14 protein-coding genes are annotated in these 16,869 nt (G+C 59.9%); 8 read left to right on the forward strand and 6 right to left on the reverse strand.

Features of this window, described 5'->3' with window-relative positions; all coding sequences use genetic code 11:
• Window positions 1-34 precede the first annotated feature (34 nt).
• Entirely contained in the window at window positions 35-2,578 is a 2,544-nt protein-coding gene (locus JIN84_RS11545) for an L-type lectin-domain containing protein (RefSeq protein WP_200351195.1), read from the reverse strand.
• A 550-nt stretch (window positions 2,579-3,128) separates the two neighbouring features.
• The gene (locus tag JIN84_RS11550; protein ID WP_200351196.1) at window positions 3,129-4,406 is read right to left on the reverse strand and encodes a substrate-binding domain-containing protein; all 1,278 of its coding nucleotides are present in this window, start codon (window positions 4,404-4,406) and stop codon (window positions 3,129-3,131) included.
• 244 nt (window positions 4,407-4,650) lie between these two features.
• Between JIN84_RS11550 and JIN84_RS11555 the strand changes: the two genes are divergently transcribed.
• From JIN84_RS11555 to JIN84_RS11565, 3 genes are read left to right on the forward strand one after another with little or no spacing between them, the layout of a single operon-like run.
• Window positions 4,651-5,460 (forward strand): transporter substrate-binding domain-containing protein, encoded by an 810-nt coding sequence (locus tag JIN84_RS11555; protein WP_200351197.1) that lies wholly within the window; start codon window positions 4,651-4,653, stop codon window positions 5,458-5,460.
• Entirely contained in the window at window positions 5,461-6,237 is a 777-nt protein-coding gene (locus JIN84_RS11560) for an amino acid ABC transporter permease (RefSeq protein WP_200351198.1), read from the forward strand.
• Window positions 6,227-6,958 carry an amino acid ABC transporter ATP-binding protein gene (locus tag JIN84_RS11565; protein ID WP_200351199.1) on the forward strand — a complete coding sequence of 244 codons (732 nt, stop codon included), beginning with the start codon at window positions 6,227-6,229 and terminating at the stop codon, window positions 6,956-6,958. The genes JIN84_RS11560 and JIN84_RS11565 overlap by 11 nt, the downstream gene beginning before the upstream one ends.
• A gap of 15 nt (window positions 6,959-6,973) precedes the next feature.
• Here JIN84_RS11565 and JIN84_RS11570 read toward each other — a convergent pair whose 3' ends face one another.
• The 4 genes from JIN84_RS11570 to JIN84_RS11585 are packed head-to-tail and all read right to left on the reverse strand — an operon-like array spanning window position 6,974 to window position 9,020.
• Window positions 6,974-7,321 (reverse strand): dihydroneopterin aldolase, encoded by a 348-nt coding sequence (locus tag JIN84_RS11570; RefSeq protein ID WP_200351200.1) that lies wholly within the window; start codon window positions 7,319-7,321, stop codon window positions 6,974-6,976.
• Between the two features lie 23 nt (window positions 7,322-7,344).
• Window positions 7,345-8,379 carry an NUDIX domain-containing protein gene (locus tag JIN84_RS11575; RefSeq protein ID WP_200351201.1) on the reverse strand — a complete coding sequence of 345 codons (1,035 nt, stop codon included), beginning with the start codon at window positions 8,377-8,379 and terminating at the stop codon, window positions 7,345-7,347.
• 22 nt (window positions 8,380-8,401) lie between these two features.
• A complete protein-coding gene (locus JIN84_RS11580; protein WP_200351202.1) occupies window positions 8,402-8,776 on the reverse strand; it encodes a DciA family protein in 375 nt (124 codons plus the stop codon).
• A gap of 7 nt (window positions 8,777-8,783) precedes the next feature.
• On the reverse strand, window positions 8,784-9,020 hold the full coding sequence (locus JIN84_RS11585) for a ferredoxin (protein ID WP_200351203.1): 237 nt from the start codon (window positions 9,018-9,020) through the stop codon (window positions 8,784-8,786).
• Between the two features lie 136 nt (window positions 9,021-9,156).
• On the opposite strand from JIN84_RS11585, the gene JIN84_RS11590 reads away from it, so the two are divergent.
• From JIN84_RS11590 to JIN84_RS23400, 5 genes are all read left to right on the forward strand, one after another.
• Window positions 9,157-10,221: a hypothetical protein gene (locus JIN84_RS11590; protein WP_200351204.1), complete on the forward strand. Its 1,065-nt coding sequence runs from the start codon at window positions 9,157-9,159 to the stop codon at window positions 10,219-10,221.
• 11 nt (window positions 10,222-10,232) lie between these two features.
• Complete coding sequence (hemQ, locus tag JIN84_RS11595; RefSeq protein WP_200351205.1) at window positions 10,233-11,060, forward strand: hydrogen peroxide-dependent heme synthase; 828 nt, start codon at window positions 10,233-10,235, stop codon at window positions 11,058-11,060.
• Between the two features lie 7 nt (window positions 11,061-11,067).
• Entirely contained in the window at window positions 11,068-11,499 is a 432-nt protein-coding gene (locus JIN84_RS11600; RefSeq protein ID WP_200351206.1) for a hypothetical protein, read from the forward strand.
• A 154-nt stretch (window positions 11,500-11,653) separates the two neighbouring features.
• On the forward strand, window positions 11,654-13,705 hold the full coding sequence (locus JIN84_RS11605; RefSeq protein ID WP_200351207.1) for a glycoside hydrolase family 172 protein: 2,052 nt from the start codon (window positions 11,654-11,656) through the stop codon (window positions 13,703-13,705).
• A 196-nt stretch (window positions 13,706-13,901) separates the two neighbouring features.
• Window positions 13,902-16,835, forward strand: coding sequence for a GH32 C-terminal domain-containing protein (locus JIN84_RS23400; RefSeq protein WP_200351208.1), 2,934 nt, complete (start codon window positions 13,902-13,904; stop codon window positions 16,833-16,835).
• The last annotated feature ends 34 nt before the right edge of the window (window positions 16,836-16,869 follow it).

The raw sequence follows: 16,869 nt of genomic DNA on the forward strand, positions 1-16,869 counted from the left end.
AAGTTGAATTTTGAAGTGATTGAAATCGGTGGAATTACTCCGGAACCACGCGCTCCACGCGGAAGAAGGCCTTGTCAGCGGTGCCCACGTTGAACGGGATGTCCACTGAGACGCCGATCTGGCCCTTCACGCCCGGTGCGGATTGCACCAGCGACCAGGGAGGGAGGAGATCCAATGAGCTGACCACCTTGAAGTCGGTCGCGGTATCGGCGTTCCAAACGAGGTCCACCGACGTGGGCTGAGAACTCCCGGCGGTATACCTGAACAACGATTTCACCATGCCGAAGGGAGGAACCGCGGAGAAATCCCCGAGTTTGACATGCCAGTCGGTGATGTCGCTGTTCTGCACGTTTCCTCCGGTCCTGGCGGTGAATCCGAAGTAGGATTTTCCCGCGGCATCCGCGGCACCGATGGTGGAGAGGTTCACATTCACATTCTGGATCACCGCGATGCCGTCGAGATAGACATCGAGATCTCCAGGCACATAAACCACTCGGATGCGGTAGGCGGGATCGGTCGAAACCGAACCGAGGGTGTAGGGGAACGGAGCGGTCATGTAAGGAACGCCGTTTTCGTCCACCGCTGGAACACTTGGGATTCCGTAAAGCTCCACTCCAGGTTGGTTGAAGGCGACGCACTTCGCGAGAACCGTGGTCCCGCTGCGGACTTCGATGAGCGAGGCCGGATCAGGTTCGAAACCGAAGGTGTGGAAGCAAATGTTGAGAGCCTTTTGGGAAACACCATTTTCCCCGGTTCCCGGATCATTGGTGCCGGACGGAGCGTTCTGCACCACGAAGGCCAGTCCGTCCGCGGGAACATAGCCGTTCGGATCTTCCTGATTCATGCTCAATCCGAATGTGGCTTCGAATCCTCCCGACACGGCCAGCTTCTTGACGAACCATGCGGTTCCGCTCTGGCTTTGTTGCTCCGGCGTGAGGCGCAGGCGTCCGGGATTCGTCCCGAACTCGGGGGTGATCGTGGTGCTGCCGTTGGTTTCGAGTTCGGTGCCCGCGCTGGCGAAGTTGTCGTATTGGATGTCATCGACTCCGGGATCCGGAACGATCACCACGCTGAACGTGGCGGTGGCGACCGGGGCGTTTTCATCCGCGGTGGCGGCGGTCAGCGTGTAGGTCGTGTCAACGGTGGGAGTCACATTCACTGAACCGTAGAGAGGAAGAGGTCCGGGAAGCGGATCGCCACCGTCGGGAGTGATGGTAACGGTCGCGGCGGCCTGGGTGGAGTAGCTCAGAGTGAGTGTCTCGCCTTCGATGAGGTTCAGCGTGTTGCCGGTGAAGAAATCGATCTGTGTGGGAAGCGACGTGCCAGGCAGCGGAATGGGAAGCGTGGAGGTGTTTCTTGCCGTGGGGGTGGCAAACGGGATGTTGACGTTTTCGATCAGGTTCCAGCGGGACTGGTCGTTGCTGCCCTCGAGCGTCCACTGCACTGGGTCCCGTTCAGCGGCGTCCCCTCCGGTGAAAAACGCGTATTTGTCGAACGTTTTCGGGCTGCCGAAATCGAAGATGAGCGGCGCGTTGTTGAAATCCAGCCACTTGTTCCCCCCTTCGGTGGTGATGCCGTCGATGATCTTGGGCGCCTTTTCGGCATCCGGTGAGTTGCTGCCGGGATTTTCCACACCACTGATTGGAATCTTGGCCGCGGAAACCGCCGAATTATAGAATTCGAATTCCGCGAGCTGTACGGTGCTGTCGCCAGCGCCTCCCCGGCGCCCGGTAATCTTGAACCGGACATATCGATAGGTGGACGCGCCACCGGCCACCGAGCGCACAAGAGTGGTACTGATCGCCGGGGCTGTATCATCTTTCGTCGCCACAAGCGTGTACGCGGTGGCCTGGCCGTTCGGAGGCGGTGTCGTCACGAAGGTGCCGCTCTCCGCCGCGAGCGGAATCGTATCAACCCCGACATAGACATTCCGTTCGGTGCTGAATTGGGTGTTGTAGCTGAAGGTGATCGGCGTGTCGTTCAACACGATCATCGCGGGCGTCGAGAAACTGTTGATCAGCGGCGGGATGATCTCGGGAACATCGAAAGGCCCGTAGGTGGTGCTGTTTTCGAGAACGGTGACCCTGTCGACTTCCCAAGTGAGGGGAGTCCAGCTGACTTTGTCATCGGAACCGTATACCTGCCATGATTGGGGAGTGCGGACGAAGCCCGAACCATTTGTGGCTGTGGTGAAGCTATAGGAATCGATGACCGGATGCGGGGTGGTCGCGCCGAAATCGAAGATCAGTTCGTTGCCTGCAACCAATCCGCTCCTTCTTACGAACATCGTCTCGACGAGGCCGTCCAGAAGGTTGTTGGGCACTCCGTCTTCCGCCGCGGGGGTGTCGGTTCCGGCGGTGGCCTCACAGGGGATGCTCGCGCCAACTCCTGTTTTGTTCCTGATGTTCAGCTTGGTGCCGGCGTGATAAAAGTCGAACTCCGAGAGCATCACGTTCGATCCATTCCCGACAAGTTTCGTTGTCTTGAATTGATAGTATCTATATGCCTTTTCAGCCGCTGACGCCGGGAGGGCGCTCAGCAACGCGACAGCCGCAAGCAATGCCTGCGGGCGGAACATGGACCGCCTCGGGAGGAGTCCTGGGTTAGCAAGTCGTATCGGGTTCATGGAGCGGGTTATTTTGGTGTGTTATTCTGTTCGATGAGAATTGACCGGCATGAGGATCCGGCAGGGGGATTCGTTCCGAGCATGAGAATGCACATACCCTGTATAGCACCCCATGGACCCATTGATTCCTCCCTTTGGATCAAAGAATTCCCAGTTTGGCCCGGGTTCCGGTTAACTGGCTGGAAAGCCAGCCATTAAGATATTCTCAACAATGAAAATATATTGGAATATCCCGTATATATGGGGTCATGGATTTCGAGAATCCATGATTTTGATGTGAAATCCAACGTCACATCTCAAGGGATGACGGACAACGGCCGCACCGAACAAGGAAGCGTGGAAACACCGGAGGGACGATGTTGGTGCAAGAATGCTTCGAGTCAAATTAAAGCATTACAATGCCGCCCAATTAGGTATTTTTTATCGGCCGTTCGAATTTGTCAGATGGCAGATATATGTCATCGCTGTCTCTCGAAAGAGAGATGCTCCTGATCGGGATCATTCAATCGTAGCGGCTCTGCACCCTCCACGCGGTGGGGGTCATGCCGAAATCTTCAGCGAAGACTTCGCATAACTTCTTGGCGTTTCCCAGACCGCTTTCAAATGCGATCGCGTCCAGCTTCAACTCCGTGTCCCTCAATAGCTTGGTGGCGGTCACCAGGCGCGCGCGGTGGATTTCCGTGCGCGGACTATGGCCTACGAGGCGTTTGAATTCGGAGCGGAAATGCCTCTCGGCCATCCCGGCCATTCGCGCGAGATCCGTCATGCGCAGGGACTGGGCGAAGTTCTCACGGATGTGCAGCAGCACCCTCGTGATTTCCGGAGACTCGGTGATGAAGGTGGCGGTGGATGCTCGCCCCACGACCCCCACCGGCTTGACGCGGATGTTGCGTGGCTTGTCCCTCCCCTCCATCAGGCCATCCAGAAGTTCCGCCGCACGACGCCCGGCCAGCCGCCAGTTCATGTCCACCGATGAAAGCGGCAACCGCGACATGCTGACCTCCACCGCGCGGTTCTCACATCCGAGGATCGAAACATCTTCGGGAATCTTCAACCCGACCATGTCGCAGGCGGCGACCACCTCCAATGAGCGGCGGTCGTCATCGACCATCACGGCAAGCGGTTTTTTGAGTGAATCGAGGCTTTCCGCGAGCCAGCGCAGCCGTTCCTCACGCGGCACGCGCAAGGTGTTGTCTCCATGGATGCTCTCGAAGTCCAGCAGGGTGACGGATCTTCCGGCGGTCTGGAGTTCCTCGATGAACGCATCCCTCAGCCGGACCGTGTCGGGCGGCTTGACCAGGGTATATGAGACAAAATGGTGATGGCCGAGTTCCAGCAGGTGGCGCGCGCCCGCACGACCGGCTTGTTCGTAATCGACATCCACCCACGGGATGGGGAGGTCCTGGGGGGCCATGCCGAGATGCACGCTGTGGGTGCCGCCCCAGCGTCTCATCCAATGCCGGACCCGCTCGCTGTAGCCGGTGACAAGGATGCCATCCGCCTCCGTTTCCGAAGGGAGCATGCCGTGGAACCTCATGTTGGTGATCAGTTCCCAATTCTGGTGGCGGGCATGATCCACGATCCCCAACAGGATCTCCTCCTGGTAGAAGTCTGTCACAAACAACACCCTGCGGCTTGGAGGGGGCGGAGTTTCCGCCTTGGACGGATGCGGGGAGAGGGAGATCGGATCGTGCGACGCAGCCGGTTCCGGTTTGCCGGAAACCGGTGGCGGATGGCTTCCATCAGGCTTGATGGACGGACTGTTATGGATTCCCGGCATGCTTATCCCGTTATTGTCACACGACAGGTCAAGCACATAGCTTGCCACACGGGCATATCCAACTCTAACAGTTCATGAAAGCTGGTGCCGTCAGATGCTGTGGAGCATCAACCGTCTGACTGAGAAATGATTGCGGGACAGGTGTTTGCTGGAAAATCGGCCCGATCAACCTCCGCCGGTTCGGGAGGGAAGGTTTGGCACACTATCCGCTTCCGTTCCAAGCGAGGCAGGATATGATCACTCCATGAATTCGCGCCGCCGCTTTCTGAAAAACTCCGCCAGCCTGCTGGGACTGCTCGCCGCCGGATGTGGAGGGAAGAGCCGGAGCGGGGGAAATGGCGCCGAACTGCGGGTGGGCATGGACTTGTCCTACCCTCCCTTCGAGATGCAGGACAAGGCCGGCAACCCGGATGGGGTGGGTGTGAGGCTCGCCGAGGCGCTCGCCGCCCACCTCGGGCGTCCGTTGAAAATCATGCCGATGGAATTTTCCGGCCTGATTCCCGCTCTCAAGACCGGCAACATCGATCTGATCCTTTCCTCGATGACGGCCACGGAGGAACGGGCGAAGTCGATCGATTTCTCCCAGCCGTATGCCTTCACCGGACTCGCGCTGCTGGTCCGCAAGGACTCCGCCATCCAATCGATCGACGACCTGAAAAAAAGCGCGCGCACGGTGACGGCCAAGGCGAGCACCACCGGCCAGACGTGGGCGATCACGAACCTGCCGGATGCGAAATGCGTGGTGTTCGAAGACCAGTCGGCGTGCGTGCTGGAGGTCACGCAGGGGCGCGCGGACGCGTTCATCTACGATCAGCTTAGTATCTACAAATACGCCGGAGAGAATCCGGAGACCACGCGAGGACTTTTGAAACCGTTCGTGGAAGAGTCATGGGCGCTCGGCATTGCGAAAGGAAATGACGGATTGCGGGCACAAGTGAACGGGTTCATCGATCGTTTCCGCAAAGAGGATGGCTTTTCCAAACTGGGGGAGCGTTATCTGAAGGATGAGAAGAAATTTCTCGAGGATTCCGGAATCCCATTCATCCTCAGATAGATGTCACGCCGCCAGATGATCGCCAATGTCCTCGTCGGTTTCGCTCTGGCGGTTTCGTTCGGCTGGCTCTGCACGGCGGTGTTCGCGGTGCTGGGAAATCAAACGGACTGGTCGAAGGCCTGGGAATACCGCGGAACGTTGTGGCGCGGCTGGTTGGTGACGCTGGGGATTTCGTTTTCGGCGCTCGTCGGAAGCACCTTTTTCGGACTGCTCTTCATGCTTGGCCAGCGTTCGCCCCTGGTGGTGGTCCGTTGGGCGTGCCGGGCGTTTCTGGAATTCGTGAGGGACACTCCGCTGTTGGTCCATCTGTTGTTCGGCTACTTCGTGATCTTCGCCCCGCTGCTTTCGCGGCCGTTGGGCGAGCGCGGGTTTGATGACAAGCTGCTCATCGGCATCCTGTTGCTCTCCATCTTCGAGGGGGCCTATCTCGGGGAAATCCTGCGCGGCGGCGTGGAGAGCATTCCCAAGGCCCAGTGGGAGTCCGCACGTGCGGTGGGATTCAGCCGGGTCCAGATTTACCGTTACGTGATTTTTCCCCAGGCCCTGCGGCGCGTCCTGCCGGCGGTGGCCGGCCTGTTCGTTTCCCTCATCAAGGACTCTTCCCTGCTCAATGTCATCGGTGTGGCGGAGTATTTTTATAACACCAAGAACTTCATCTCCCGTTCCTACGCCGGTCTCGAAGGCTACGTGCCGCTGGCGGTGGGCTATCTGATCCTCACCCTTCCGGTCGCCTGGCTCTCGCACTGGCTGGAAAAACGCTTCCGCCATGAAACTTGAAGTCAAGGGGCTGACAAAATGCTACGGCGCGACCCACGCGGCGGACGGGCTCACGCTCTTCGTCGGCAGCGCTCGGGTGCTGGTGCTCATCGGCCCGTCCGGCGGAGGGAAGAGCACCCTGCTGCGCTTGCTCGGCGGGCTGGAGACGCCGGACTCCGGGAAAGTGGAGATCAACGGCAGGCAGCTTGGGACCGATGCCCCCTCGCTCCAGGCCTATCGCCGGAAAAATGGTTTTCTCTTCCAACAGTTCAATCTCTTCCCCCACCTCACCGCCCGGCAGAACATATCCCTGCCGCTGGAGAAGGTCCACGGTCATTCTCCGGCGAAGTCCGCGGAGACCGCCACCCGCGCGCTCGACCGCTTCGGCCTGCTCGCCCATGCGGACAAGCTGCCGACCCAGCTCTCGGGAGGGCAGCAGCAACGCGTGGGCATCGCCCGCGCCGTCGCCCATCAACCGGAGGTTCTGTTCCTGGACGAGCCTACCTCGGCGCTTGATCCGGAAATGACGGCGGAAGTGCTTGAATTGATCCAGGAGCTTGCCGAAGCCGGGCAGGACATCATCCTGAGCACCCATGAAATGGGCTTCGCCCGTGCCGTGGCCGACCATGTCGCCTTTGTGTCCGCCGGAAAAATCGAAGAACTCGCCCCCCCTGCGGAGCTTTTCGGCAATCCCCGGTCCGCGATTTGTCAGAAATTTCTGTCGCGGGTGATGCGCTACTGAATCAGCGGAAAAACCTCAACGCTCACGCTCGATGTGCACCGCGACGCATTCGGTATTGGGCAGGATGTGTTTTTCAATGGTGACCGCGACGCGCTTCAGCGGATGATTGTCCAGAAGGTGCCGGGCGATGTCGGTGGCGAGCGTTTCGATCAGTTGGCGGGGTCTGGCGGCTGCGAGGGCCTCGATTTCCAGCGAGACATCGTAGTAATTGATGGTGCGGGAAATGTCGTCTCCCAGCGCGTCGAAGCCTGAGGTCGGAATCATGCGCAACGTCACGAGCAGAACCTGGGGGCTCGAGCGCTCCTCATCCGGCACTCCGATATGGGTGATGACCCGGAGACGGCGTATTTCGATGGTGTCCATGAGTGGTTGTGGAGGAGGGACGATCAGCCTCCTTTGAGCGCCACCTCCTTGATGAGGGTGCGCGTGGGTTGGTTGAGATCCATGGCGAGGGCTTCGGCGGGGGAGAGCCAGCGGAATTCCTCGGCCTCGTCATTGAGAACCACGTCCGTGCCGGTGGCCCGGGCGGTGTAGTTGAGAAGCAGGAAATGCTCCGGGCGCATGAATTCCGGCGAGTCGATGCAATCCTGCGCGAGGGCGAATCGGATGTCCGTCAGCGAGAGGCCCGTTTCCTCCGAAATTTCACGTTCCAGCGCGGCGATGGAAGTTTCCCCGCGTTCGATCTTGCCTCCCGGGATGCCCCAGCGGTTCCCCCACTTGTGCGTGCGGACGAGGAGGATGCGGTTCGATTCGTCAAAAACCAGCGCGCCAACGGTGGCGATCGGGCGGGAAATGCCGCGCCGGCGGTCAAACAGGTCACGCAGGACGCCCAGATCCGGCACGGTGATGTCCGGCCTTACGGCGGCGAGGATCTCCGCGTGATTGTAGCCGGTCAGCACCGCAATGGAGGAGATACCGCCATGTCGCGCGGTTTCCACGTCATGGGTCATGTCGCCGACGAAGGCGGTCTCGGCGGGGTCCAAGCCATGGGTTTCGAGGATGCGGTGGATGATCTCCCGCTTGTCGAGCACGCCCGAGTAGGTGGCTTCGAAGTGCTTGCGGAAACCGAAATCATCCATCTGGCGTTCGAATGCCAGACTGTCCATGGAGGTGAGCACGAAGCAGCGGATGCCAAGCGCGGCGCACCATTCCAGCTTTTCCCGGGCATGCGGCAGCACGGTGACGGGGGTGACGGCGGCATCGAATGCCGGGCGGAAATGGGCTTCCAATTCCTCCAGAGGAATGCCCGGAAGCAGGTCCGCATAGAACTCCCGGTAGGGCAGGCGGAACGCACGGCGGAATCCCTCGCGGTCAAGCGCGGCGATTTCATATCTGCCGAGCACCGCGTTGGTCGCCTCGATGACAGGGCCGAGGTCGTCCACCAGCGTGCCGGACCAGTCGAAGATGAGATTGCGGAACATGGATGAATTTCTGGAATTGAACCTATCCGAGCTGGAATTTGATGGATCTGATCTTGTTCTCCCCGAGTTGTTCGCGGATGCGCTTGAAAAGCATCGGTTTCATCTGTTCCAGTTGGAACCGCAGGGCGGGCTGGGTGACACGGAGCACGAGATTGCCGCCTTTCACGGAAAGCGGCTCGGTATGAGCGGCGATGAAATCCCCGGCGAGGTCCTTCCAGGTCGCACGGACCTCGTCCTCGTGCAATCCGTCCTCCGCCCCGGCGGAGCGCAGGATGGCCGCCACGAATTTTCCGGCAAGATGGATTCCGGCGTTCAGGTCCGCGGGTTCTTCGGCACCGCGCCACTCCCTGAGGATCTCCTCACGGATACTGCCGGGGCGCGGCGGCGTTTTTTTCATTGGGAAATCAGCCTTCTCCGTCCTCACCGATCGCTTCCACCGGGCAGCCTTCCATCGCTTCGCGCGAGAGGCTGAGTTCCTCGGGAGTGGTCGGCTGCTTGAACACATAGGAATAACCCTCGTCATCCGCACGGGTGAAGTTGTCCGGTGCTGTCTCACGGCAGAGGTCACAATCGATGCACTGGCTGTCCACATAGAACTTGCCGGGCACGTTTTCCACATTCTTGTCTTCGCGGTCAGCCATGGTAGATAGGAAATTACTGCCCTTCGATGCCTTTCCCGGGCTTGTGATGCAACTGGTTTTTTTCCAGAAGTTCGGAATCGGCTTTCGCACTGGCCAAGCCGTTGCCGTCGATTTAAAGCTGTGTGCGTCGCCCGCTATGACTCCCGAACCTTCATCATCCACCGATGGCTCCGCCCTTCCGCCACGGCATCGCCCGAATCTGGGCAATCTGGCCAAAGACACCACGGAGACGGATCTCTGGGCGTTTGATGACATCGATTCCGATGCGGAAGCGACCGTTCCGGCGAAAAAACCGATGACTCCGGTGATCCCCTCTCCAAGGGATCTGGATAAATCGAAGGCGGTGCCCCAGCGTGAATCTCCCTTGCCGCCTCCTCCGTCGGGTGAGGAACGCATCCGGGTGAACGTCAACAAAACACGGAACCGGCCCCTCCAGTCTTCTCCGTCTCCGTCGGGCAAACCGGGAAATGAGTTCGATGATCTTGATCACTGGGAGGATCCCGAGGATCTGAAAATTCCAGCCGGTATTCCAACCGGACCGGTTCCCGTCCTCCCTGCGTCTGTGGAAACGGTCGAAACCAAGCGTGATCCGGTTGTGAAAGTTCCGGAATCCGCTGTGAATGAGGAGGTTTCGCCAATTCCTGCCCCGGCGCCTCCCCCGCCAGCTCCTCCGTTGTTCAAGCTGGATCTCACCAAAACCGAATTCATCGGCATCGTCGCATTGTCCGCCGTGCTTCTCATCGGTGGCGGCGCTTTCTTCTGGAATACCATCCATCGCCTGCCGACAGCTTCCAGGTTCCTGGAGGAAAACCGGTTTCCAGTCGTCGGAAAGCTTCTCACGGTTGTCTCCGCCGAAAATTACTGGCGGGCTCCCGCTCCAAGCGAAACCGTTCGCCGCGGCACCCAGCTCATTCCCGTGGTGAAACTCAGGTCCAGCGGTGGTCCCGCCGCGGTCCGGGTGTTTTTCCGCGACGCCGAAGGCAAGGAAATCGGGGATACAGTCACCCGCCTCATCACCGAGGGCAAGGAAGTCGAAATCGCCGCCACGGCGGGCTTTGACGATGTCGGCATGCACTCCGCCTACCGCACCGGCCAGAGCAAGCCGTGGACCATCGATATTCTGGAAGCTCCCGGCGAAAATTCGTCGGGCAAGGATTTCCAGAAACTCCTCCGGATGAACATCTCCGCGGCCCGTCGTTGAAATTTACCCCTATGTCCAATCCTGAAGTCACCCCGCTCGTGCCTCGCGAAGGCTGGCACGTCATGCATCTTTTCTATCATGTCGATCATGCGCAGTGGTCCCTCTACAGCGACGAGGAGAAGCGCCAGGCCAAGACCCGGCTGACCGAGCTCGTGCAGGAGATCCGCTCCACACCGGACACCCATCTGCTTGTCTTCTCCATCGCCACTCCGAAGGCGGACCTCGGCTTCATGCTTCTCACGCCGGATCTCCAGATGGCGAATTCGTATGAGAAACAGCTGACCCTCTCGCTCGGGGCGGGAGTCCTCAGCCCGGCTTATTCGTATCTCTCGATGACCGAGAGTTCCGAATACACCACCACCAGCGCACAGTATGCCGAAGAGACGCTGGTCGCCGAAAAAGGTCTCGCCGAAGGCTCGCCCGAGTTCGTCGCCGCCATGAAGGAATTTGACGAACGCATGGCCCACTATCTCAAGCATCGTCTCTATCCGGTGCTGCCGGACTGGCCGGTCATCTGTTTCTACCCGATGGCGAAACGCCGCAACGGCGGAGACAACTGGTATTCGCTCGACTTCGAGGCGCGGAAAAACCTCATGGCGGGCCACGCCCGTGTGGGCCGCACCTATTCCGGGCGCATTCTCCAGCTCATCACCGGATCGACCGGCCTGGATGAGTACGAGTGGGGGGTCACCCTGCTTGCGAAGGATACCATCGATGTCCGGCACATCGTCTATGAAATGCGCTTCGATGAGGTCACCGCCCGCTACGGCGAATTCGGGGATTTCTACATCGGCATGCAGCTTCCGTTGGACGTGCTGTTCCGGCGGATCTGCCTGTAGTGCGGGCATGGCGATCACTTTCCTCAATGTCGATTTGGAAATCATATCGGGTGAACCGCTCGATGCGATCCGTGATGCCTTCGCCATTTGCGGACGGAGTATCTCCGTGATGCATTTCGATGAAATCCAACCGGGCGAGCATTCCGCTTCATTTGAAGCGCACCTTGATGGTGAAGGGGAAGACGAATCCCACGTCACCGCCGGGCAGAAGATCAACGCGTTTTGTGACATCATCACGGCGTTCCCGGCCGATGCCCGGGCAGTGTGGGATCGCTGCCGCAAACGTGTCGTGGACATCGGCTACCAATCGGAAAATCATTGTGCTCCGCTGAATGATTTTTTGGACGCCGGAACGCTTGCCCGTCTGGTTGACCTGGGAGTTCATCTGGCGATCACGATCTACCCCGAGGTCATTGTGCACGAGTCCCGCGGTAACTGACAGCTTGGCGGTCCGGTCATCACAACAAAGTGAGCCATCCGGTGATTCTCCCTTTCCCTCCTTGCGGACTTTCAAGGACATTCCGGAGTCGGAACAATCAAACCGGGTGACAGGAAGTCCCCGGAATTTGCCAACCCATCCGGCGATTTTCATCATGACTCCCTCGTCCAGTGTTGTCCGACTGATCCTGTTTTCGTTGATCGTTTCGCTTTCCGCCACCGCCGCGCCCCAGGAAGTGTCCCTCGGCTCGTTGCTGGCGGAAATGGGCCGGTATGATTCCATCGCACGGTGGCCGTCACCGGAATTCAAATGCCTCCAGGCCAGCAGTCACGACCGTGCCACCGTCGCGCCGGATCGACCCGGCTGGTTCGCGAATGACGACCACACCCGGTTCATCCGTACCGAGGAAATCCAGGGACGTGAGGAAAAGGTCATGATGGAGGCGGAGGGGCCGGGCTGCATCGTCCGCTTCTGGCTCACCACCATCAAAAACAAAAAGGGCACGCTCCGCATCTATCTGGATGGTGGGGCAAATCCCACGCTTACCTTTCCCGCTTACGATCTTCTGGCGGGCGACCTCAAGCTGGCCGAACCACTTGCCCAGCCGCATCCCGGCTACAGCCCCACGGAAAACGGCGGGAACACCCTGATGCTGCCGATTCCCTATGCGAAGCATTGCAAGGTCACCTGGGAGGAGGCGGGGGAGGGACCGCGTTACTATCAGATCAACTACCGTTCCTACTCTCCCGGCACGGTCGTGGAAACGTTCACCACCAATGCTCTCGACTCGGTCAGGAAAGAGGTTTCCGAAATTTCCAAATCCCTGCTCAATCCTCCGCCTGCGGCCGGAAGCAGGCGGCTCTCGCTCGAGCAGGTCATTCCGGCAGGAAAATCAGCGGGGCTCGAATTCCCTGTGGGACAGGGGGCGGTTCGGGAGTTTGAGTTCCGCCTCACTCCCAAGGATCCGACGAAGATGGACGCCGCGCTGCGCTCCACCATCGTGCGCTTCCAGTTCGACGGGCATGAAACCGTCTGGTGTCCCGCCAGTGACTTTTTCGGCAGCGGGGTGGGTGTGAATCCCCTGGCGAGTTGGTACCGCAACGTATCGGCGGACGGCACCATGACCTGCCGCTGGACCATGCCTTATGAGAAGTCCGGCAGTCTGGTCTTGGAAAACATCGGTAGCGATGATGTGAAGGTTTCCACCCGCCTCAATGTTTCGCCGTGGGAATGGGATGACCGGTCCATGCACTTTCACACCGCCTGGCATTCGGAGTCCGGCCTCTCCACCAATCCGCCGCGTGACTGGAACTACGTGAATCTCACCGGGCGTGGCGTTTACGTGGGTGACACGCTTTCCCTCTACAACCCCGTCGCCACCTGGTATGGCGAGGGTGACGAAAAAATCCGTGTCGATGGCGAATCCCCGCCATCCCACCTCGGCACCGGCACCGAGGATTACTACGGCTATTCCTTCGCGCCCCGTGGCATCATGCAGACGCCGTTCTGCAATCAGATCCGCGTGGACCAGCAAATGACACAGGGTTACAACATCCTGACGCGGACCCGCAATCTCGACGGAATCCCATTCAAGAAATCGCTCGGTTTCGACATCGAGCTCATCTCCTGGAAACCAACCCGCCTCAACTATTCCGCCGCCACCCACTGGTATGCGTTTGCCGGCACCGTTTCGAATCGGGAACCGCAGCCCGCCGAGGCGACCCGTCCGCTGCCCACCCTCGCCGACGCCCAGGCCGCGGGGAGACTGCCCGGTGCCATCGAATGTGAGGGACTCGAGGTGGTCGCCACCTCGCCGAACATCCCGGTCCAGCCGCAGGACATGGACCCCTTCGGCGGAGAACGATGGAGCGGAGGCCATCACCTGCTCGTCAAAGCCAACGCAGTGGGAAATTTCCTGGAAATCAGGATTCCCGCTCCCGACGGGCTTCCCAGGAAAATCACTCTCCGCGCCACCCAAGCGCCGGATTTCGGGATTCTCGCTTTCAAGGTGAACGGCAGATCCGTTGAAGCGAAATTCGATGGCTATGCTCCGGACGTCAGGCCTGGAAAAGAACTGGAACTCGGCACTTTCACCCCTCGCGACGGGCATTACGAACTCCGTATCGGAGTGGATGGCGCCAATCCCGCCGCCACGGGCAGCAGGTTTTATCTCGGGCTGGACTGTGTTTTTCTCACCAAACCCTGAGCCGGTTCCGCTCCCTCATGGAAGCGGTTGGTATTGAGTTGTCTTCAAAACAGTAAAGGACAACTTGGCTGCTTGGTAAGTGCAGGAAAGCGTGTGGGTGGTGAATTCCATCTTCTCAACTTCCCCAGCGGGGTGGAGCTTGGTGCTTCGTCCGTGCGCCAACCCTGACTCTGCTCCGACGGTCACAGAAAACCCGATGACATCACTTCTGAAAAAAAAGACCCGTGGCGCGTTCATCCTTGGAGCGCTGTTGCTGGCTGTGGTCGGCCCAGGATTCGTCCGGGCGGCGGGGGAGCCTTATCGACCGCAGTTTCATTTCACGCCGGAGCGGAACTGGTTGAACGACCCGAACGGCCTCGTTTATTACAAGGGGGAGTATCACCTGTTTTTCCAATACAACCCGTATGGCATCGGTGGGGCCTACAAGAGCTGGGGGCATGCGGTGAGCCGGGATCTCGTGCGTTGGGAAGAGCTGCCCGTCGCGATTCCTTATGCGGATGGCATCGAGATCTTTTCCGGCAGCGCCGTCATCGACTGGAACAATACCAGCGGCTTCGGCGTCGACGGCGAGCCGCCGATGGTGGCCATCTACACGGGGGCGCACGGCGTTCAGGACCAACGCATCGCCTACAGCAATGACCGGGGCCGGACCTTCACGAACTATTCGGGCAATCCCGTCATCGACATCGGCAGCAATGATTTCCGTGATCCCAAGGTCTTCTGGCACCAGCCGACCGGCAAATGGGTGATGATCGTGGCGCTGTCAGGCCTTCACAAGGTCCGCCTGTACTCGTCGCCGAACTTGAAAAACTGGACACAGCTCAGTGAATTCGGTCCGGCCGGTGCGGGGACCGGCGCGTGGGAGTGTCCGGATCTTTTCCAACTGCCTGTCCAAGACGAGGGGGGCGCGAGGAAATGGGTGCTGACGGTCGGAGTCAACGGCGCTCCTTCCGGTGGCACGGGCGCGCAGTATTTCATCGGCGAATTCAATGGCACCACCTTCGTGGACGACGCCGCGGGAGACGTGCCACCGCTTCCGGCGGGCACGCTCATCGCGGATTTCGAGGGATCGAACTACGGGGGATGGACCACCACCGGCACGGCTTTTGGCGGGGGGGCGGTTGCGGGTGCCTTCGGAAATCAAAACCCGGTCACCGGCTATCGCGGGGCGAAATGTGTCAACAGCTATCTGGGCGGGGACGGCTCCACCGGCACCCTGACATCGCCCGCATTCGCCCTGACGAAGCGCTATCTGAATTTCCTCATCGGAGGTGGCAACCATCCCGGCCAGACCTGCGTCAATCTCATCGTGAACGGCAACGTTGTCCGCACCGCCACCGGTGCCGACAACGAACGTCTTAACTGGACCCACTGGGATGTTTCGCAATATGCGGGCATGAACGCCACCCTCCGTGTGGTGGATTCCCACACCGGCGGATGGGGCCACGTGAATGTGGATCATTTCCTTCTTTCGGATGACATCGTGCCGTCCGAGGCGGATTCCACGCTCTGGATGGATTATGGTCCGGACAATTACGCCGCCGTGTCCTGGTCGGACATTCCCGAAGGTGATGGCCGCCGTTTGTGGATCGGTTGGATGGTCGATCTCCGCTACGTCGGTTCCATTCCCACCACACCGTGGCTGGGAGGCATGACCCTGCCCCGGGAACTCGTCCTGAAACGAACCAGCGCCGGACTCAGGGTGGCGCAGCGTCCGGTCGAAGAGCTGCGAAGCCTGCGCTCCACCCGTTTCACGCATCCTTCCGGAAGTCTGGCTGAGGTGGACGCGTGGCTTGCGAATCAAGACGTGCCGAAGCTTTTTGAATGCATCATCGAACTGGAGGTCCCGGTTGGCGAAAGCGCGGGCCTGCGGATCGGTACCACAACGGAAAACACCAAGGTCACCTGGAACCGCGCCACGTCATCGCTCGCGGTGGACCGCACGCAATCGGGAAACGTGGGTTTCAATGGCAGCTTCCCCGGCGTTTATTCCGCACCGGTCCATGATGCCGGAGACCGGTTGAAGCTCCATCTGCTGGTGGATGCCGCGTCACTCGAAGTTTTTTCCGCCGATGGCACGACCACGCTGTCCAACCTGATTTTTCCCGCCGCCGCCACCAAGGGGCTGCAACTTTTCGGTGCGCCGGGCACCCGCGTCACCGCGTTCGACCTGTGGGAACTCGGCTCCATCCATCCTGCGAAGCCCGACGGCTTGTTGGGTCATTGGGCGTTTGATGAAGCGGTTCCCGGGACCTATGCCGACTCCTCGGGGAACGGCCACATCATGAGCGCCACGGGAGGGCTTCCCGCACCTGCCGTGGTTCCGGGAGTGCGGGGAAATGCGGCGGAGATTCGCCGGGTGGAAGCCGGGCCGCAGACGACCTCGCTGCTGGTGCCCGCCGCGGGCACCCTCATGCCGGACAGTTTCACCGTTTCCTATCACTTCAACCCGAAGGCGAACGACAATGCCAAGCTCTCCCAGATCCGCTGGGAAACATCCGCCGGTCTGGCATGGGGATTCGAACTCCTGCAGGACCGGAAGATGAATTTCTACGTCTTTGATGCGAGAACCGCCAACGATGTGCAATCCGCTTCCGCGCTTCCCTTCGAGGCTTTCAACGCTTCCGGCGGCACGGCGGACAATATCGACAATGACCCGACATGGCATCACGTCGCCGCTTCCTATGACTCGCTCGGTGGGAAACTCACTCTCTATCTGGACGGGGTGAAATCCGAAAAAGCCGTCACGGGTCTGTTGGGCGGCCCGCGCTACGGGTCCACCGGCATCGGCGGTGGAATCCGTTCCGGCAGCGGCCTGACGATCTACGACGATCTTCGTATCTACGGCCGCAGGCTCACCGATTCGGAAGTCGCCCATCTCCGGTTGAATCCGGGCGTGTCCCTGCCGGAACCCGAACCGGACCCCGTGGTTCCTCCATCCCTCCGCATTGAAAGATACGGCAGCAGCATGATCGTCTCATGGCCCGCCGGCACCGGTCTCGCCCTCTGGCAAAGCACCGCGCTGGATCCCGGCGACTGGGTGAAAATCCCCAACAGCGAGAACCTGACCAGCCACGCCACCGTTACCTCCGAGGGAAACAAAATGTTCTTCCGCCTCGGTCCGCCATGAGCCAGATTTTCTCCGAGATACTTGGGCGGATCCG

It is taken from the genome of Luteolibacter yonseiensis (genome assembly GCF_016595465.1).
In the GTDB taxonomy this organism is placed as follows: Bacteria; Verrucomicrobiota; Verrucomicrobiia; order Verrucomicrobiales; family Akkermansiaceae; genus Luteolibacter; species Luteolibacter yonseiensis.